The sequence below is a fragment of the Flectobacillus longus genome (assembly GCF_030056705.1).
GTDB lineage: Bacteria > Bacteroidota > Bacteroidia > Cytophagales > Spirosomataceae > Flectobacillus > Flectobacillus longus.
Genome location: NZ_JASHIC010000034.1, coordinates 1 through 21,260, shown reverse-complemented (window position 1 = coordinate 21,260; position 21,260 = coordinate 1). Strand labels below are relative to the sequence as shown.

Genomic DNA, 21,260 nt, shown 5'->3' with positions numbered 1-21,260 from the left:
AGCGTATGAAAACCTATTTAAGATTTTTAATTCTAACTTTAATGTTGAGCTTAAGTTCTTGTATCGACGAACTTAGAGACTATACCCAAGCTACAGGAGAACGATATCTGTCGGTAGAAGCCTCGCTTTCGGATTTGAAAGGACCTCATAGAGTATATCTGTCTTTTTCGTCTCCCAACATCAATATCAATACCGAAAGTACACCCATAACTGGTGCGACGGTATTTTTTGAAGATGATTTAGGAAAACAGGAAAGGCTCTCAGAGCTTTCAGGAGGAGTTTATGAGTCTTCATCTACTTTTCAAGGCGTTGTAGGTAGAAGTTATACCTTAAATATTACCTTGCAAAATGGTAAAAAATATCAATCAACTCCAGAACAAATTATAGCATCGCCAGCGATAGATAGTGTTTATACACAGTTTAAAATTGATACAGACTATCCAACCAACGACGCACGCAGATATGCTTTTCAGGTATTCGCCGATTTTAAGGATTCTTCAGATCCTCAGCAATATTATGAATGGAAATGGACGCATTACGAACGAACACTTTACTGCGCAAGTTGCGAACGAGGATATGATTATATCCAAAACAAATGTAGTATTGAAAATAACTTTCCGCTTGGGCAAACGGTACCAGAATTAATTAATTACAAATGCTCAGAGACTTGTTTTGATATAGAAAATTCAACTTTGATTAATATTCTTTCTGACAATTTGTTGAATGGACAAACTATCAGAGGCGTAAAAGTAGCGAGTGTTCCTTACACAGATAAATCTTTGTATTATTTGAAAATTGAACAAAGAGCTATTCCAATTAAACTTTACCAGTATTTGAGAACGATAAAAAATGTATCTCAAAGCTCAGGAACGCTATTTGATGTGCCTGCCGAAACACAGTTTAGCCCAAATATCATTTCGGTAGATTTTCCTGAAGAAAAAACATTAGGTGTTTTTTCAGTATTCGGAGCTAAACAAAAAATAGTATATATAGACCGCTCGATTGGTTCTGACGGATATACAGCTATTCCAAAAGTGTATCAAGGAAGAAGCATTCCACCACCACCAGGAGCATTGAGTGGTCCGTTGACGCCTTGCATAGAAGGTAAATATCGAACAAAAAAAGAACCTGAAGCTTGGCGTGAATAAGTAAAAGAACCAAAAGTATGATAAAGAATTTCATAGTAATTAAACATATTTTTAAAAACCTATTTTACATAGGTCTTTTGGGTGTAATGGGTATTTCTTGTCAACAGCAAGAGACACTTTTTACACTCAAAACACCTGAAGAAACAGGTATTCAGTTTTCTAATATCGTAACAGAGTCTGAACAGGAAAATATTCTCAATTATGAATATTTTTATAACGGAGGAGGCGTTGCTGCTGCTGATTTCAATAACGATGGATTGACAGATTTGTATTTTACAGGTAATCAAGTTCTTAATACTTTGTACTTGAACAAAGGAGAAATGCAATTTGAGGATATCACCTCCAAAGCTGGGGTAGCTGGTAGACAAGGTGCTTGGAAAACGGGTGTTTCGGTAGTTGATATTAATGCCGATGGTTGGCTGGATATTTATGTGTGTTATTCGGGGTTGAGACCAGAGGGAACTCGTAAAAATCAACTTTTTATCAATAACCATAATCTAACATTTACCGAAAAAGCGCAAGAATATGGACTAGATGATTCAGGGTATTCGACACAAGCTAGTTTTGTAGATTATGACCTTGATGGTGATTTAGATTGCTTTTTGATTAATCATAATCTGGCTGGATACCAACGTAAGGAGGCTGCCGTTATGCGTGCTGCTCGTGATTACAATGCAGGAGATAAACTTTTCAGAAATGATAAGGGGCATTTTACGGATGTATCCGAACAAGCTGGTATCAAAGGAAATCCATTGGGTTTTGGTTTGGGAGTAATGGTTTCGGACGTCAATCAGGATGGTTATCCTGATATTTATGTAACCAATGATTACGTGGAGGATGACTATTTGTATATCAACCAGAAAAATGGAACATTTAAAGATGAACTTCGTGAGCGTATCGGACATACATCTTATTCGTCGATGGGAGTAGATATTGCCGATATCAACAACGATAACCTACCCGATATTTTTACCCTAGATATGCTTCCAGAAGATAATGCTCGTCAAAAATTGTTGCTTTGGCCAGACAACTGGAATACTTATCAAGCACAATTGCAAAATAGCTTCTGGCATGCCAATATGCGCAATATGTTGCAGGTAAACCAAGGAAATGGACAATTTGCTGAAATCGGTCAATTGGCAGGTGTATCTAATACCGATTGGAGTTGGGGAACGCTCATGGCAGATTTTGACTTGGATGGTTACAAAGATATTTTTGTAAGTAATGGTCTAGGAAAAGATTATACCAATGCCGACTTTATCAAATATTACAATGATGAGGAGGCTTATGGTTCTAAAAAGCCCTTATTGGATCATTTGAAACAAATGCCAACGAGTCAGACGAAAAACTATATTTTTAGAAATAATCATCAATTAGGCTTTGTAAATGAACAAGTAAATTGGGGATTTGACCGTGCTACTGTGGCTAGTGGTGCTGTATATGCTGACTTGGATAATGATGGAGATATTGAAATTATTACCAACAACCTCAATGATAAAGCTCATGTTTATGAAAATCAAAGTCAAAATATTCAGCCAGATTTTCATTCCGTGAAAGTAAAACTGACTGGGTCGACACAGAATCTTTTTGCCATAGGAGCAAGAGTACAGCTTCGTGTACAAGGAAAAGATTCCGTAATGACTTTGACTCAAGAAATTGCCAATAGTCGCGGGTTTCAGTCGAGTAACCTTGAGCCGTTAACTTTTGGGATTGGTACTGGGAAAGTTATTTCTGTAAAGGTATTTTGGCCTGATGCGCAAGGTTCAATTACAGAACTGTGTCAACCCAAAGCTGACAATAAATACGAAATAATTTATCAGAAAACACCAACTTGTAATTCTCTGCAATCGGAGAAAGCTACCAATCCAATTTTTACCAAAACAACCATTCCTTCGGCGGTTTCTGAGATAGCTCTTACCAATAACTTTGACCGTCAGGTAATGTTGCCGATGCACTATTCTTACACAGGTCCTAAAATGGTGGCAGGAGATTTTAATAAGGATGGACAAATGGATGTTTGGGTATGTGGAAATGCTTTGTCACCGCCAGTAATCTATCTGGCAAAAGGAGAAGGATTTACGCAACAAAAACTTTCATCGCCTCCTGTTTTTCAACAAGATGCCATCGTAGGCGATTTTAATGGTGACCAATGGCCAGATGTTTATGTGACGGTTGGAAATTATGCCAATGCACAATTGAGCGAACAGCAGGATCAACTATGGTTAAATGATGGAAAAGGAAATTTAAAACTTACCCAAACTATCGAAGATGGGTTGAATACCAAAACGGTAAAAGCCTCAGATTTGGATAAAGACGGTGATTTGGATGTTTTTGTAGGTGGTCATATTCAACCTAACCGTTTTCCAGTGGCAGAAAAGAGTGCTATCCTTTGGAATGACGGAAAAGGCCATTTTACCAAACAAGAACTAGAAGCGTATGGCTTGGTAACGGGTGTCGAAGTAGATGATTTTGATCAAAATGGTACGACTGATTTAGTTGTTGTAGGAGAGTGGATGAGTCCGATAATCCTAAAAAATAAGGGTAACAGAACGTTTGAAATTCAGGCAACAGATACTCCTTCAGGTTGGTACACAAGTATTGCACAAGCCGACTTGGATGGAGACAAAGACTTGGATTTAGTACTGGGAAATATGGGACTCAATACCCAAATTCGTGCTTCGAAAGTAGAGCCAGCTAGTTTGGTTTTTGATGATTTTGACATGAACGGAACGGTTGACTTTTTCCTCAATTATTATATTCAAGGAAAGTCTTATCCTGCCTGTACCAGAGATGAAATGGCAGAACAGATGCCAATTTTGAAAAAGAAATTTCCAGATTATGCCACTTTTGCGAAGGCAACGATAGAGGATGTTTTTGACCAATCAGCTTTAGAAAAGGCACATAGACTGGAGATTACCAATTTAAAAACTTTGGTATTAGAAAATCAAAAGGGGAAATTAGTGGTACATCAATTACCGATGCAAGCGCAATACGCTCCTGTGTATGCGATAGCCTTGCAAGATTTCGACAAGGATGGCAAAACTGATATTTTGTTGGCAGGTAATAATAGTAAATTGCGTTTGAGAATTGGCAAGGTTGATGCCAATTATGGTATTTTGTTGAAAAACAAAGGAAAGTTTGCCTTCGAAAGCATGTCCGTCGCTCAAACAGGTCTATTTTTCAAAGGAGATATTAAATCTATCCTAGCCCTACCAAAATATCTATTCGTCGGAAAAAATAATGAAGGAGTGGAAGGGTATGTGTGGTGAAGAGGGGATAGGGTTTAGGGGATAGGCATTAGTTTTAGTGAACAGGCACAAAGGCACAAAGTGTTTTTAGGGGATAGGGTTCAGGCAAAGAGGAGTTGTGTTTTAGTGTGCGATTAAAATTTTACATTCATCACTCAGCACTCACAACTCTCAACTCACAAATCTCCCTTTGTGCCTTTGCTATTTATGCCTTATCCCTTTTTTTAAAACCATTTTTATTTAAACAACTATATCAAATTATGAAATTCACTGGCTTATTATTGGGGCTTTTGCTGTTGTCAGCAGAGGTTTTTCCTCAAAAGGCATATCATCTTGCCTCTCCGAATGCACGTGTTAATTTGACTGTAAATGTCACCAAAGAAGGTAAGCTTACGTATGCCTTAAATTTGGCTCAAACTTCGGTTGTAAAGCCTTCTTCGCTAGGTTTTAAGCTCCAAAAACCTGCTATTTCTCTCACGAACTTTACCCTTATTTCTGCTGATTCTAGTGAGTTTTCTGAAACTTGGACTCCTGTTTGGGGAGAAGTAAAAAGTATCGAGAATCATTACAAGCAACTCAAACTTCGTGTAAAAGCCATTCCTGCGAATGTATTGATTGATGTTGTCTTTAGGGCTTTTAATGATGGAATAGGCTTTCGCTACGAATTCCCTGAGCAAGAAGGATTTAAACATTTTATTGTTGCTGATGAGTTAACGCAATTTAATTTGGCGACTAATAACAAAACTTTTTGGATTCCTGGAGATTATGATACAAATGAATATTTGTACAATACAACCTTATTTTCAGAGATTCATGCTTTAGCTGCTGCTAAAAAAGAAAAGGATATTGCCCTACAATCTTTGATTGCGGATAATGCCGTTCAAACGCCTTTGATGATGAAAACCCCTCAAGGAATTTATCTCAATATCCACGAGGCTGCTCTTGTCAACTATCCTGTTATGCACCTGATGGCAAACACCAAGACTTTGGGGCTGACTTCACATCTTACGCCTGATGCTGTAGGGAATAAAGCCTATTTGCAAACGCCTTTTAATACTCCTTGGAGAACAATTGTTTTGAGTAATAAAGCCGAAGAAATTTTGGCATCTAAACTTATTCTTAATCTTAATGAGCCTTCCAAAATTGAAAAGACTGATTGGATAAAACCACAGAAATTTATCGGTATGTGGTGGGAAATGCACGTGGGTAAAGCAACTTGGGAAAAAGTAGGAGGAAAACACGGTGCTAATACCGAAAATGTAAAGAAATACATAGACTTCGCCTCAGAACATGGCTTTGATGGCGTGCTGGTAGAAGGCTGGAACGAAGGTTGGGAAGATTGGTTTGGTAATTGGAAAGAGGAAGTTTTTGATTTTGTCACCCCATATTCTGACTATGATGTGGATGCTTTGTTGGCTTATGCCAAAAAGAAAAATGTAAAACTGATTATGCACCACGAAACCTCTGGTTCGGTGACCAACTATGAGCGACGTATGGATAAAGCATTTCAGTTTATGAAAAATAAAGGGTTTGAAACAGCCAAAACGGGTTATGTAGGTCGTATTATTCCTCGCGGTGAGCATCATGATAGTCAATGGATGGTAAATCACTTCAATCGGGTAGCGGCAAAAGCTGCTGAGTACCAAATTATGATTGAAGCGCATGAATCTTCTCGTCCAACGGGTTTGCACCGTACATATCCAAACTGGCTTGCCAACGAAGCTGCTCGTGGCAATGAGTTCAACAACGCCCCAACGTTGGGATTGGTACCAGAGCACGAAACCATCTTGCCATTCACTCGCTTGATGGGCGGTCCGATGGATTATACGCCAGGTTTTTTCAAAATGCACCTCAACCAGTTTATCCCATCTCGCACCACACGTGTGCGCACGACCTTAGCAAAACAATTGGCGTTGTACGTGACTATGTACAGTCCTTTGCAGATGGTGGGCGATTTGCCAGAAAATCTCAAGGTTTATCCCGATGCTTTACAATTTATCAAAGATGTTCCTGTAGATTGGGACGATACCAAAATTTTATCTGCCGAGCCAGGAGAGTTTATCATGATTGCTCGTAAGCAAAAAGGACAGAACCAATGGTTTGTGGGAGCTGTGAGCGATGAAAATTCAAGAGAGCTTTTAGTGAATTTTGATTTTTTACCTTCTGGTAAAACTTACACAGCAACCATTTATCAAGATGCTAGCAATGCAGATTGGGAGAAAAATCCAGAAGCTTATCAAATCCAAAAAGTTTCGGTAGATTCACAAACCAAGCGCACAATCAAAATCGCTAAAGGTGGTGGTTTTGCAATCAGTATTAAATAGGATATCGACTGTTGGGTTGAAAAATGGAATACTTTTCCCAACAACCATAACTAACCTTATATAAACAAAAGAATGAAAGTATTACAACAATTGTCGCTTATAGCCCTCATGGGAATTGGATTGGGATGTTCGAGTAAAAGCGACACCGTGTTCGAACTCATGGATAGTAAGGATACGGGCATTGATTTTGTGAATAAAGTCGAAAACTCAAAAGACTTCAATATATTCAATTACCGCAATTTTTATAATGGCGGAGGCGTAGCCATTGGCGATATCAATAACGACGGTTTGCCCGATATTTTCTTGACATCCAACATGGGTGCTAACAAACTATATCTTAACAAAGGCGACTGGAAATTTGAGGATATTTCTAAAAAAGCAGGCGTAGAAGAAATAGGTAAATGGAATACTGGCGTGGTCATGGCAGATATCAATCATGACGGTTTTCTAGATATCTATGTGTGTAACGCAGGGATTAATAAGTTTACCCAAAAACAAAAAAATGCCCTTTTTATCAACAATGGTAACTCAACTTTTACTGAGTCAGCTGCAAAATATGGCTTGGACGAAGGAGGTTATACTACCCATGCGGCATTTTTTGATTATGATTTGGATGGCGATTTGGACTGTTATATTCTCAACAACAGCTTTATCCCTGTCAATACGCTCAATTATGCCAACAACCGTGAATTACGTGCTGAGGATTGGCCAGTAAAAGATTTCTTGAAAGGTGGAGGTGATAAATTGATGCGTAACGATAACGGCTTTTTCCATGACGTATCCAAAGATGCAGGTATTTATAGCTCATTGATTGGTTTTGGCTTGGGCGTAACCATTGGCGATGCTAACAATGATAACTATCCAGATATCTACGTTTCTAATGATTTTTACGAAAAAGACTATCTCTATATCAACCAAAAGGATGGGACTTTCAAAGAAGAAATCGAACAGCGGATGAAACATATTAGCCTTGCTTCTATGGGAGCAGACATGGCCGATATCAATAATGATGGTTACCAAGAAATCATTACTACAGATATGCTTCCTCGTGATGAATATCGTTTGAAAACTACGTCTTCTTTCGATAATCATTATGTTTTTAAACTGAAAAAAGAACGTGGTTTTTATAACCAATTTCAGCAAAATAGTCTTCAGTTAAATAACCAAGATGGTACTTTTTCGGAAATAGGAAATTACGCTGGCGTAGCAGCTAGTGACTGGAGTTGGGGTGCCTTAATGTTCGATGCCGATAACGATGGATACAATGATATTTATGTATGTAATGGTATTTATAACGACGTAATCGACCAAGATTTTATTGACTTTTTTGCCAATGAATTAGTGCAGGATATGCGCATGACGGGTGTGAAGCAGGATTTTAATAAAATCATTGAAAAAATGCCTTCAACGCCGATTCCTAATAACTTTTTCCATAATACTAAATCATTGAAGTTTGAAGAAAAGGCTAAGGATTTTGGTTTTGATGCACCTTCGTTCTCTAATGGTGCGATGTATGCCGATTTAGATAACGATGGAGATGAAGATTTGGTGGTAAACAACGTGAACGCTCAATGTTTTGTATATCGCAACAACTCTGACAAACAAGCAGAAAAACCTCATTTCTTAAAAGTTAAACTTCAAGGCGAAGGTCAGAATACCTATGCGGTTGGAGCTAAAGTAGATGTTTTTACAGGAAAAGAAACACAAACTCGTTCACTGATTCCTTCTCGTGGATTCCAGTCAAGTGCGGAGTATGTCTTGAATTTTGGTCTAGGAAAAAATACCAAAGTAGACTCCCTAATCATTACTTGGCCTGATCAGCGTATTAGTATTTACAAAAATCCTAAAATTGATGGCTTGGTTTCGTATCAAATGAAGGATGGTAAAAAAATGTCTTATCCAAAGGCAAAACTAGTAGATGGATATTTTCAATGGGTAACTCAGCCGTTTGAAAAACATCAAGAAGATCCGTACGAGGATTTTTACCAAGAAAAAAATCTTCCTGCTATGCTTTCGAAAGAAGGACCAAAGGCTGCCGTTGGCGATGTCAATGGCGATGGCTTAGAGGATATTTATATTGCAGGGGCAAAGGATCAAGCAGGTATGTTGTATTTGCAAACAGCCGCTGGGTTCAAATTGTCCAAACAAGAATCGTTTGAAAGAACAGCCTTTTTTGAAGATACTGCGGTGCTATTTTTCGATGCCGATAAAGATGGTGATTTGGATTTGTTCGTAGGTAGCGGAGGTAATGAGGTTTCGGAAGGTACAAATGACTTGTTGGATAGACTGTACCTAAACGACGGTAAAGGCAAATTTACGTATTCGTCAGGCGCTATCCCAATGAATACTTTGAACACTTCTGTAGTATTACCACTCGATTATGATGCCGATGGCGATATAGATTTGTTTGTAGGAAGTCGTAGTGTACCGATGCAATACGGTTTAAATCCTAATAGTTTTATTTACCAAAACGACGGTAAAGGTGCATTCAAAGATGTGACAGCTAGTGTTGCGCCACAATTGAAAGAACTCGGTATGGTACGTGATGCCTCTCTGTCGGATGTCAATAAGGATGGTAAAAAGGATTTGGTCATCGTGGGTGACTGGATGGCACCTGTAACTTTGTTGGCTAAAGGTGCAAAATTCGAAAAAGCGGATAATGGCTTAGAAGAATACACAGGCTTCTGGGGTGCTATTAAGGTGCTAGATGTTGACGGCGATGGAGATAACGACATGGTATTGGGTAATATGGGTGAAAACTTTACGCTTCATACCCAGTTAGATGCCCCGTTGAAGATTTGGGTCAAAGATTTTGATAAAAATGGAAGCATTGATAAAATTTTAACCAAGACTATTAACGAAAAGGATTCACCTGTTTTCTTGAAAAGAGAAATGGCAGAGCAATTCCCAGCCTTGAAAAAGCAGATTCTGCAACATGCTGAGTATGCTAAAAAGTCATTGCAAGATTTGTTTCCATCGGATGTCTTAGAAGGAAGCTTAACCAAAACAGTGGCTTACTGTAAATCTATAGTGGCTATCAACGATGGTAAAGGTAAATTTACGGTAGTAACCTTACCTGAGGTAGCACAGTTATCATGTATCAATGCTATCGAACAAGCTGACGTAAACCACGATGGTAAACCAGATTTGATTATTGGAGGTAATTATACGGGCTTTATTCCGCAGTTAGCGATGATTGATGCAAGTCGTGGAAATGTATTGATTAATAAGGGGAAAGGACAGTTTGAAGTACTTACCAATCAAGAAAGCGGTTTTGTTTTGAATGGCGAAATCAAACAAATTTTGCCTGTTAAAGTAAAAACTCAAACCGAATATTTGGCACTTATTAATAACGAAGTGCCAAGGTTATTTGCACTCAAAAAATAGTTTTTTTGTCCTTTTACAAAGTCTTTATGTTTTTGTAAAAGGACATTTTTTAGCAATACACATCATTCTAGCTGATTCGATGAAAAGATTTTTATTTCTTATATACCTCCCTCTCGTCCTATTCCTTCTTTTTACACAAAGTTGTCAGAAGAAAACGCCACCTGCATTTGAATTGTTAGATGGCGAAACTACTGGTATAGACTTTTCTAACGACCTTAATCCAACTAAAGATTTTAATATTTTTCGTTACATGTATTTCTACAATGGTGGGGGTATAGGTGCAGGAGATTTAAACAATGATGGCTGGGTAGATTTGGTGTTTACCGCCAACATGACCGACAACAAGGTCTTTTTGAATAAGGGTAATATGAAGTTTGAAAATGTTACCGAAAAAGCAAACTTCAAAGGAGGAAAAGGTTGGTCAAACGGCGTATCAATTGTCGATATAAATCAGGATGGGCTACTTGATATTTATGTCAATCAAGTTGGTGATTTTGAGATTTTAAAGGGACATAACTTATTGTTTGTTTGCCAGAAAATAGGCACTGACGGTGTTCCTGTATATGAGGAGGAGTCTCAAAAATATGGACTTGATTTAATAGGCTTTGGCACACAAGCGGCCTTTTTCGACTATGATTTAGATGGTGATTTGGATATGTTCCAATTGAATCACTCGGTGCATCAAAATGGTACATTTGGTTCTAGAGATAATTTCAAGGGAACGATTCACCCTTTGGCTGGAGATAGATTTTACGTAAATAACAATGGTAAATTTGAGGAAATTACGCAGCAAGCTGGCATTGCTGCCGATGCTTTGGGTTATGGCTTAGGTATAGGTTTGGGCGATTTCAACTTTGACGGTTATCCAGATATGTACATTGGAAATGATTTTCATGAAAATGATTATTTGTACATCAACCAAAAAAATGGAAGTTTTGCCGACCAACTCACGAGTCAGATTGGACATACCAGTCAGTTTTCGATGGGGGTCGATGTCGCCGATTTGAACAATGATTTTTTGGACGATATTGTATCCATGGATATGCTTCCGTATGACCGAGAAATTCTCAAACGTTCAGAAGGAGAGGATTCTTACTCTACCTTTTTCTACAAAATCCAAGCAGGTTATGGCTATCAATTTTCTCGAAATAATTTACAACTCAATCGTGGTGATAATACCTTTAGCGAGATAGGTTTATATGCCAATATGTTTGCTACAGATTGGTCGTGGTCGCCATTGATTTTTGATTTTGATAATGATGGCCGTAAAGATCTGTTTGTTTCTAATGGTATTCCGAAAAGAGTAAATGATATGGATTATATCAACTTTATTTCTTCGGAGGAGGTTCAAAATAAGCTTGACCAAAAGCAAATGGATGAAAAGGATATTTCTTTGGACGGGAAACTTCCTGAAATCAAAATTCCCAATCAGTTTTTTAAGAATAATCCCAATTTAGCTTTTGAAGAAATCGCTTCGCAAATTGCCAATAATCAAAATTCCTATTCCAATGGCGCTATCTATGCCGATTTGGACAATGATGGCGATTTGGATATTGTGACTAATAATATCAATGAAAAAGCATACGTCTACAAGAACTTAGCGGATGCCTACGCCCCAGAACAAGGATATATGCGTTTGTATTTGAAAGGGAAAGCTCAAAACCTGAATGCCATAGGAGCGAAGGTGTTGATTTTTAAGAAAAATGAAACCCTTTATTTTGAAAAATTCCCTGTAAGAGCCTTTCAAGCGAGTATGGAGATTCCGATGGTGATGGGATTAGGCAATCGTGCCGAGGTGGATTCGGCTTATTTGATTTGGCCTGACCGAACTTTTCAAAAAATGAAGAAAGAAGACTTGAAAGATTCTTTAACGATTTCGCACAAGGCTAATCTTCCTGTATTTGATTTTGAAGGTTTCAAAAATAAATATCGTCCGAAAACATATTTCAAGGATGTTTCAGACATCTTGGGAGTAACAGTTAAGCATGAAGAAAATCTTTTCCATGAGTTTGAAAGAGAAGCGTTAATCCCTCACAAAATGTCCTCGGAAGGACCAGCTTTAGCAGTCGCCGACATCAATCATGATGGTTTAGAAGATTTCTTTATTGGGTCATCGCAAACCAGTTTAGCCAAGGTTTTTCTCCAACAAAGCAATGGAAAGTTTAAGGAAATACCTCAGCCCGATTTGCAAAAAGACTTAAATTATGAGGAGGTGGATGCGCAGTGGATAGACATCAATGGCGATTCACATCTGGATTTGTTGGTGGCAGAAGGTGGAAATCAATACGCCATCGGCTCCGAATATATCCAACCTCGTTTGTATCTCAATGATGGTAAAGGTCTTTTAAAAGCTCAAGAAGGCGCTTTCCCAGCTGTAACAATGACCGAAGCTTGTATCAAAGCCCAAGATATTGATGGCGATGGTCGCCCAGAAGTTTTTGTGGGCGGACGCTCGGTTCCATTTGCTTATGGCAAAATTCCTCATTCGTATTTGTTCAAATACAATGGAAAACAATTTGTAGATATTACAGCCAAAACAGCTCCAGAATTATCCGAAGTAGGTTTGGTCAAAAACGCTGAAAGCGTAGATTTAGATAAAGATGGCGACACAGATTTACTGTTGTCTTTGGAGTGGGATGGACTTTGTTTATTCGAAAATCAAAAAGGAAAGTTGGTGAAAAAAACGCTGACACAAGAAAGAGGTTGGTGGAATTTTACCTATACTACCGACATTGATGCTGACGGCGATTTGGATATTGTGGCAGGAAACTTAGGCTTAAATAGTCGATTAAAAGCCTCTCCTGAGCAACCTGTGCGTTTGTATGTGAATGATTTTGATAAAAATGGCTCAACCGATGGGCTGTTGACTTATTATTTAGGAGGGCAAGAAATTCTTTTTGCTAATAAGACCGAAACGCAAAAACAGTTTCCTTTTATGAAAAAGAAATTTTTGCTAGCCAAGGATTTTGCTAAAGCCGAAATCAAAGACTTAGTGGGAAGCTCTGAATTGGAGGCTGCCAAAACGTTAGAAGCCAACTATTTCTCAAATGCTGTTCTTATCAATGACGGCAAAGGAAACTTTAGCATAAAAGCCTTGCCATATCAGGCGCAATTTGCCCCATATTTTGCGGCGCTAGCCATAAATGCTAATAGTGATAATCTGCCCGATTTTCTCCTGATGGGCAATTTTTACGATTGTAATGTCCAAATGGGACGCTACGATGCCGATTATGGAACCTTGTTGGTTAATAAGGGAAAAGGAGATTTTGACGTGAAGCCTTTAGGTATTTCTATCAAAGGGCAAGTCAAGCGTTTGAAGCCGATTAAAATACAAGGAAAGACCTATATTTTGGTGGTTAGAAACAATGATACACTGGTTGTATTGTCTCAAGTCTAATAGTTTTTCCAAATGGTCGAATAAATGCTAAAATACAAACCTCACTATGCGTAAAAGCGTGGTGAGGTTTGTATTTTTGTAAGGAAAAGTTGTAGATAGCGGGAACAGGGACAAAGGCGTAGAGGCACAAAGTGAGAACAATACTATTAATGTAAGTTTATCCTTTTGGTTCTCTGCCAAATTATCCATTTTCCAACATACCCATACAAAAAAGACCTTAGAAAATGCCTAAAGCTCTGGCTCATAGCATTCTGTTTATATGAAAAAAATAGTTGGATTATTAGTATCAATATTGTGTTTATGGAGTTGTTCTACATCGCCCAAGGATACGCTTTTTGAAGAGCTTCCTGCTAGCCACACGGGTGTAGATTTTACCAATCATATCCTTGATCGACCGGATTTTAACATTTTTAACTACCGTAATTTTTATAATGGCGGTGGTGTAGCCCTTGGTGACCTCAACAACGATGGTTTGCCAGATATGTTTTTGACTTCCAATTTTGAGCAAAATCGTTTGTATATCAACAAAGGAAATTTACAGTTTGAAGATATTACTGAAAAGGCTGGGATTTTAGGAAAAAAATTCTGGAGTACAGGCGTAACCATGGCGGATGTCAATGGCGATGGTTTGCTGGATATTTATGTTTGTAATTCAGGAAATAAAGATAATCGAGGGAATCAGCTTTATATAAATCAAGGAATAAAAGCTGGAATGCCAACTTTCAAAGAGCAAGCCCAAGAGTATGGTTTGACCAATGGTGGTTTTACAACTCATGCTGCATTCTTTGATTATGACCGCGATGGCGACCTCGATATGTATTGTCTCAACAATAGCTTCACGCCAATGGATAGGCTAGGATATGCTAATCTCAGGGCAAAAAGAGACTCTTTGGGTGGTGATAAATTGTATCGTAATGACAATAATCACTTTGTGGACGTCAGCGACCAAGCAGGTATTTATGGAAGTCTAATTGGTTTTGGATTGGGGGTAACTGTCGGCGACGTCAACAATGATAACTGGCCAGATATTTATGTATCTAATGATTTTTACGAAAGAGATTATCTCTATATCAACCAGCGTAATGGTACATTCAAAGAGGCTATTGAAGAACAAATTGGACATACGCCTTTATCTTCAATGGGCTCCGATATTGCTGACTTGAATAACGATGGTTGGCAGGATATTATCGTGACCGAAATGTTTCCTGAAAGTGAAGAGCGTGTCAAGCGTACTGCCACTTATGAAAGTTATGATTTTTTTCAGTTTAAGGTCAAGCAAGACTACTATTACCAATATATGCGCAATATGGTGCATATCAACAATGGCGATGGGACTTTTTCAGAAATGGGTCAGCAATTGGGATTACACGCCACCGACTGGAGTTGGGGCGGTTTGATGTTTGATATGGATAATGATGGTTTGAAAGACTTTTTTGTGGCAACAGGCATCATGAAAGACCTTACCGACCAAGATTATATTGCTTTCTTGGGTGACGAAAACACCATGCAACAAATGTTGAACGGGAAAAAATTTGACTATCATGAGTTTGTTGATAAAATGACCTCTACACCAGTTCCCAATTATGCTTTCAAGAATTTGGGGAATCTAAAATTCGAAAACCATGCTGTGGATTTTGGACTTGAAGGTCCAGGATTTTCGAATGGCGCGGCGTATGCAGACTTAGACAACGACGGAGATTTGGATTTGGTTGTAAATAATAACGATTCGCCAGTTTCGATTTATAAAAACAAAGCAAACGAAAAGCTACAGGCCAATTATCTGAAAGTTCGTTTGAAAGGGTATGAAAAAAATGTTTTTGGCGTAGGAGCGAAGGTTTCAATTTTTCAAAAAGGAGAACAGCAGGTTTTACAACAGTTACCAAATCGAGGTTTCCAATCTTCAATGGATTTGTCTTTAAATTTTGGTTTAGGAAAAAATACAACTGTTGATTCTTTAGTAATTATTTGGAGCGATGATGCCACACAAACCATTCGAAACATCAAAGCTAATCAAACGCTTACGTTAGACCACGCCCAAGCCAACGAGAAATTTGTCTATAAAACTCCAAGTAATCTAAAGCCATTATTAGTAAACCATACCGTACAGTCTAGTTGGAAATATACCCATGTCGAAAATGACTTTGTAGATTATAACCGTGATGGTTTGCTCAAACAAAAATACTCTACCCAAGGACCAGCTTTAGCGGTCGGCGACATTAATGGCGATGGTATAGAAGATGTATTTATTGGGGGCTCGGCGACGCAATCCAAACAAATTTATCTCCAAACAACTTCGGGACAATTATCCTTGAGAAATATGCCTTCTTTTGAGCCTTACAAGGGTTTTGAGGTGGTAGATGCTCTGTTTTTTGATGCCGATGGTGATAAAGATTTGGACTTATATTGGGTAACAGGAAGTAATGAGTTTTTACCCAATGATCCACAATTGGCGGATTGTCTTTTCTTAAATGATGGAAAAGGAAACTTCGTTTACAGCCCAACTCTCCCAACTAATCGTACCAGTGGCGCTTGTGCCAAGGCATTGGATTACGATTTAGATGGCGATTTAGATCTATTTGTAGGTACTCGTATGACTCCCGCACGCTATGGTCAAAACCCAAATAGTTTTATTCTTCAAAACGATGGGAAAGGCAATTTTAAAGATGTTTCAGTTCAGCTTCTGGGAGCTAATCAAGCATTAGGAATGATTACCGATGTGACTATTCAAGATTTGAATGGCGACCGATACCCCGAAATAATAGCCGTTGGCGACTGGATGCCTGTAGTTATTTTACAGAATAATAAAGGTAAAAACTTCATAAAATCAGACCTTGGAAATCAAGCATTGAACGGTTGGTGGAACGCCATCCAAGCAGCGGATTTGGATAATGATGGAGACTTGGATTTTGTGTTGGGTAATCTAGGAAATAACCATCACTTCAAGGTTTCTGCTACCGAACCAGCAGAATTATATGTGAATGATTTTGATAAAAACGGTTCTTTCGAACAGATAATGACCTGTTATCGTCAAGGAGAGCCTTGGCCAATGGTTTTGAAAGCCGATTTGCAGAAGCAGTTACCAGAAATAAAACAGAAGTTTCTGAAGTTTTCAGATTATGCCTCTGCTCAAATGGGAGACCTTTTTGAAGATAGTCAATTGGAATCTGCTACAGTCCAAAAGGTCAATAATAGTGAGTCTGGCGTTATGTGGAATTTGGGCAAAGGACAATTCAAGTTTACGCCATTCCCCATGATGGCACAAACATCGCCTATTACCAGTATTCAGTGTGTAGATTTGAATAAAGATGGAGCCTTGGAAATTATCATGAATGGAAATTTCTTTGATGTTTTACCAGAAATCGGAAGATTTGATGCCAACTACGGGGTTATTCTTCAAAATGATGGGAAAGGTAATTTTAGGAAAATGACCTCTTTAGAAACAGGATTTTTAGTAAAAGGACAAGTGCGCAAAACAAGAATCCTCAAAAAAGCAAATGGTAAAAAAGCTCTTCTCATTGCTAAAAATAATGATACAGCAGAGATTTGGGATATTGTGAATTAGTATGAATTCTATCTAAATTCATGTAGATTAGCATTAAAATGTATTCTAAATAGATACTAAAGTTCACCCTATTATATTTGGATATGACATTTATATTCTTGAAAAATAAATGTTTCAAAACGCAAAAGACATGATTAGCAAGATAAAATTTAAAAACTTTAAGTTGTTTAAAGACTGGCAAACATTGGAAATAAAGCCGATTACTATTCTTATAGGAAAAAATAATACTGGTAAGACAGCCGTGTTGAAGTTGATTCCATTACTTGAATCAAGTTTGAGTGGAAGGTTTGACGAAGCAATCAATCTTAAAGATATTGGCGTTCCTATTGCAGAATTCCCCAACGAGCTGATTTATGGAACGCCAATGCACAGAGGAGAGTTAAAGTTTGAAATTTTAGATGATAGCGATAGAGAATTGAAAATCTCGTTACATATAGAAGATGGAAAGTTTAAGGTTAAAGACTGGAATTATGCTAATCTGAACTTTACTGAGAATGATGAGTCTTACCTTGATGAATCAGCGAAAAAATGGTTTCCAGAGTTTAGAGGGGTTACATTAAACTCATTGACTGATGAAATAGGAGTACGAAGTACAGATATCCCTAATAACCAGTTTACTAACAAGGATTTAACTTCTGATTACATCGGAGGGTTTAGACAAAAAGCACAGGGATACTATCCTTCTGATGATACAAAATATGATAAATCTGGTTTTGAGGGTGAAAACTTATTTTCATTTTTGATTGATGATAGCCAAACTACTCTTAAGAAATACTATCAATTGATTTCAGATTGGATAAAAGAAAAGATTGAAGGCTGGGAACTTCGAGTGGATTATGATGGGTATAGAAAAGATATACCAGCAAGAATTTCATTAGAAAAAGGCAAGCTAAAAGTTAATTTATCACAAACAGGAACTGGTATTGCTCAAGTATTGCCTCTGATAATTCGTGCATATAAACCTTGTGAGAAGGAAACATTGATTATAATAGAAGAACCCGAAAGTCATTTACATCCTTATGCTCATGCACAACTCGCACAACTATTTTTTGATTCAATTGCATTAGATAAAAACAAGAGATACTTATTCGAGACTCATTCTCAAAACTTTGTTCTAAGAATGCGAAGACTGGTAGCAGAAGGTAAATTAAAGCCTGATGATATAGCGTTGTATTATGTAGACTATGATGAGGACAAAAATGAGAGTAAATTGGAAAATATTAAAGTAAATGAGGATGGGAGTGTAGAAAAATGGCCAGAAGGTATTTTTGGCGAAACAGTTATAGAAACTAGAGCTATAATGAAGGCTAACATTAACGACTTGCGAAATGTGGATTAATATTACTAAGGATGTTTTTGTAAACTCCGATTTTAAGGCTTTAAATTTTCTATTTCAAATACTATCCTATTATCCTTCTATTGCTACAAAACCTAGGTATAATATTGTAATAGAGATTGAAAAAGTTCTTGATACTGAGAACTTTAAGAAATTGGCATCTATAGAGCCTAATTTAAGTAGTTTCTTGGAAGAGGAATACAATGCTTATGTAACTTCATCAGCTATCCCATACAAAATAACGTCAAAAAGAGGTACTTCCAATTTCAATATAGAAGAAGCTATTCTATTTTTGAATCAGCCAGTTTCTATCATATTAGAAAACAATAAAAATGATTCTGAATTTATTTTAGCGATTATTAAGCATTTTGGAAATATTAATAATTATAATAAAGCTCAGGAGCATATAGATAATGCTTGGCTTCAATTTGAAAATGCTGGAGGTTGTGGAAATATTCCTAATTTTATGGAAGGTTTTCTTAATAGATTTAAAGCTTTAGCGAGAAAAAATAGTAGAAATATATCTGACTATTTTAGAGGAGTAATTATACTAGACAGTGATACCGATTTTCCTACTCAACCTTCAAAGCATGACACTTTATTAAATAAAATACAAAAACTAGGCATAGATATAAACTCTATACATATTTTAAAAAAGCGAGCAATGGAAAATTATTTACCCATCGAGAGCTTTGAAGAGTTACAAAAGCAAAGAGCTGTTTCTAAAAATAATGATTTGAATAACTGGATTAGTACGTATCGACATTTATCAAATACTCAAAAGGACTTCTTAAACATTTCAGATGGTTTTCCTCCCAAAAAAGATAAATTTAATAGTGGTAATATTAGAAAACCTGTAGATACAAATATACTTAGTTTATTCTCTCTAAGACTCTCAGATAAAAATTTTAAGTATTTGGATGTTGGATTTACTTACATGGGTTTTGATAATTTTAATAATTTAAAGACTAGTGGAAGTTTCAAGGATGAATTTCCCAATTTGTTTAGGAAATCTATAATTACAAAAATAAATTTAAAAGATAGAGATGGAATTGGGGAGCTACAAAGCATACTTGATAAGATAACAGCATTATTATAATGTCAGAATTAAAAATAGATACCAGAATACGTTCATTACGTAAATATTTAGAGGAATTTGAACAAGGAACTTTTCAGGTTCCCGATTTTCAAAGAGACTTTTTGTGGACAACAGACGATATAAAAGAATTATTTGTATCTATCAAGAATAAATATCCGATAGGTTCTATACAGTTTTGGAAACCTATTCATGAGAATAGTGATATTTGGATTGAAAAAGATAACAACTATATTGGCCCCTATAAGGTTTTGAATCCAAGTTCTGAACCTAAGCCAATATTTATACTAGATGGGCTACAAAGACTATCTACGCTATTTGGTTGTTTAATAAATCCTGAAAAATACAACAAAGATAGACTTCAACTAAATGAATCCATCTGGAATGATAAATTTCGAATATTTTATGATTTACAAGAAGAAGAATTTATTTCTGTAAGAAAAAATCAAAAATCCACGTATGATTATCAAGTGCCTCTTTATGTTTTGATTAACACGTCTGATTTTAGAAAATTTGCCAGAGAGAAATTGGAAAAAATAAATGATAAAAACAAAATTGATCTTTATTTAGATAGGGCTGATGAGCTTAGTAAAATAATATCAGAATATGAAATTTCATCTGTTGATATTATTGATGCTACCGTAGATGAAGCAGTTGATATTTTTTGGCGAGTTAATAAAAAGGGAATTCAAATATCAAAAGATTGGATTGTTAATGCATTGACTCAAACAAATAAATTTAGTCTTAAAAATGAGATAGATTCTTTATATGAGAAACTAAAATTATACAATTTTCAAGAGATCAATAGAGAGTTAATATTTAACTGTATTCAAAGTTCATTTGGTAAATTGTCGTTTGATGTTGATGTAGTTAAACTTATCAATAGCGATAAAAATGATTTTATTAAGGTAGCGAGAAAGACGTTGATGTCATTGGAAAAGGCAGTAGCCTTTCTATTTGAAAACCTTTATGTCATAGATAGTAAATTATTACCAACTAACTGGCAATTAATTTTTATAACAGAGTTTTTTAATATTATAGACAGCCCGACTGAATCGCAATTAGAAGAACTAAAAAATTGGTTTTGGTTTACTACTTATTCTAATTACTTTACTGTATATAGTCCCAGTAAGAGGGCGAAAGCATTTCAGCAATTTAGAAATTATTTATCTGGTAGTGAATATGAATTGATTTATATAGAAAATAATGATATTGGATTTCAAGCTCCACAATACAAACCTTCAAACTTTGGCTCAGTACGTTTTTGTGCCAATGTGTTATATCAATTAAGTCAATCTAAGGAAGTTATAACCTCAGAAACTTGTTTAGGATTTGTTTCAATTAAACTAATTGAAAATGAGAAAGAAAGCCGAGCTAATGTTGTTTACAAACCATTTATGGTTGAAGATGTAATATTAAACTACCAAAATATAAAACACTCTTCACTAGAATTTCTTCTTTCTGATGAGTATAGAGGTCAATATGAAGAATTATTCATAACTGATGAAATGCGTGATTTATATGCTCAAAGAAAAAATAAAGAACTGTTGAGAATAAGAGAAAAACTAATTGAAGAGAGAGAGGATGAATTTATTGAAAATATAGGTTTAGGCTTAGACTTTTAATTTCTCCAACAAAAAGCCTGTCGGCTTCCCATTTTTAGTACAGTTTAAAAATATACATAATCTGTCTACTTTGATTATGTTTTTAACCCTTCTTGGGCTGAGTGTAGCGTAGCGGAACGAAGCCCAAGAAGGGTGTT

At 36.6% G+C, this 21,260-nt stretch carries 9 protein-coding genes; all 9 read left to right on the top strand.

Annotated features, from left to right (window positions below; all coding sequences use genetic code 11):
- Window positions 1-5: 5 nt before the first annotated feature.
- The 9 genes from QM491_RS21980 (at window position 6) to QM491_RS21940 (ending at window position 21,123) form a co-directional block, all read left to right on the top strand.
- A complete protein-coding gene (locus tag QM491_RS21980; RefSeq protein ID WP_283329684.1) occupies window positions 6-1,148 on the top strand; it encodes a DUF4249 domain-containing protein in 1,143 nt (380 codons plus the stop codon).
- Between the two features lie 17 nt (window positions 1,149-1,165).
- The gene (locus QM491_RS21975; protein WP_283329683.1) at window positions 1,166-4,417 is read left to right on the top strand and encodes a VCBS repeat-containing protein; all 3,252 of its coding nucleotides are present in this window, start codon (window positions 1,166-1,168) and stop codon (window positions 4,415-4,417) included.
- Between the two features lie 239 nt (window positions 4,418-4,656).
- Window positions 4,657-6,720, top strand: coding sequence for a glycoside hydrolase family 97 protein (locus QM491_RS21970; RefSeq protein ID WP_283329682.1), 2,064 nt, complete (start codon window positions 4,657-4,659; stop codon window positions 6,718-6,720).
- 72 nt (window positions 6,721-6,792) lie between these two features.
- Window positions 6,793-10,107, top strand: a complete 3,315-nt coding sequence (locus QM491_RS21965) for a VCBS repeat-containing protein (RefSeq protein WP_283329681.1) — start codon at window positions 6,793-6,795, stop codon at window positions 10,105-10,107.
- Between the two features lie 79 nt (window positions 10,108-10,186).
- Entirely contained in the window at window positions 10,187-13,504 is a 3,318-nt protein-coding gene (locus QM491_RS21960) for a VCBS repeat-containing protein (protein WP_283329680.1), read from the top strand.
- 259 nt (window positions 13,505-13,763) lie between these two features.
- A complete protein-coding gene (locus tag QM491_RS21955) occupies window positions 13,764-17,066 on the top strand; it encodes a VCBS repeat-containing protein (protein WP_283329679.1) in 3,303 nt (1,100 codons plus the stop codon).
- A 130-nt stretch (window positions 17,067-17,196) separates the two neighbouring features.
- Window positions 17,197-18,405 (top strand): DUF3696 domain-containing protein, encoded by a 1,209-nt coding sequence (locus QM491_RS21950; protein ID WP_283329678.1) that lies wholly within the window; start codon window positions 17,197-17,199, stop codon window positions 18,403-18,405.
- On the top strand, window positions 18,395-19,501 hold the full coding sequence (locus QM491_RS21945; RefSeq protein ID WP_283329677.1) for a hypothetical protein: 1,107 nt from the start codon (window positions 18,395-18,397) through the stop codon (window positions 19,499-19,501). Before QM491_RS21950 ends, QM491_RS21945 begins: the two co-directional genes overlap by 11 nt.
- A complete protein-coding gene (locus QM491_RS21940) occupies window positions 19,501-21,123 on the top strand; it encodes a DUF262 domain-containing protein (protein WP_283329676.1) in 1,623 nt (540 codons plus the stop codon). The genes QM491_RS21945 and QM491_RS21940 overlap by 1 nt, the downstream gene beginning before the upstream one ends.
- Window positions 21,124-21,260 lie beyond the last annotated feature (137 nt).

What these genes read in the sequence shown, in the direction of transcription:
- QM491_RS21950 (WP_283329678.1), top strand. Translation starts at nt 17,197, where the DNA reads ATGATTAGCAAGATAAAATTTAAAAACTTTAAGTTGTTTAAAGACTGG.
- QM491_RS21940 (WP_283329676.1), top strand. Translation starts at nt 19,501, where the DNA reads ATGTCAGAATTAAAAATAGATACCAGAATACGTTCATTACGTAAATAT.
- QM491_RS21960 (WP_283329680.1), top strand. Translation starts at nt 10,187, where the DNA reads ATGAAAAGATTTTTATTTCTTATATACCTCCCTCTCGTCCTATTCCTT.
- QM491_RS21970 (WP_283329682.1), top strand. Translation starts at nt 4,657, where the DNA reads ATGAAATTCACTGGCTTATTATTGGGGCTTTTGCTGTTGTCAGCAGAG.
- QM491_RS21975 (WP_283329683.1), top strand. Translation starts at nt 1,166, where the DNA reads ATGATAAAGAATTTCATAGTAATTAAACATATTTTTAAAAACCTATTT.
- QM491_RS21965 (WP_283329681.1), top strand. Translation starts at nt 6,793, where the DNA reads ATGAAAGTATTACAACAATTGTCGCTTATAGCCCTCATGGGAATTGGA.
- QM491_RS21955 (WP_283329679.1), top strand. Translation starts at nt 13,764, where the DNA reads ATGAAAAAAATAGTTGGATTATTAGTATCAATATTGTGTTTATGGAGT.
- QM491_RS21980 (WP_283329684.1), top strand. Translation starts at nt 6, where the DNA reads ATGAAAACCTATTTAAGATTTTTAATTCTAACTTTAATGTTGAGCTTA.
- QM491_RS21945 (WP_283329677.1), top strand. Translation starts at nt 18,395, where the DNA reads ATGTGGATTAATATTACTAAGGATGTTTTTGTAAACTCCGATTTTAAG.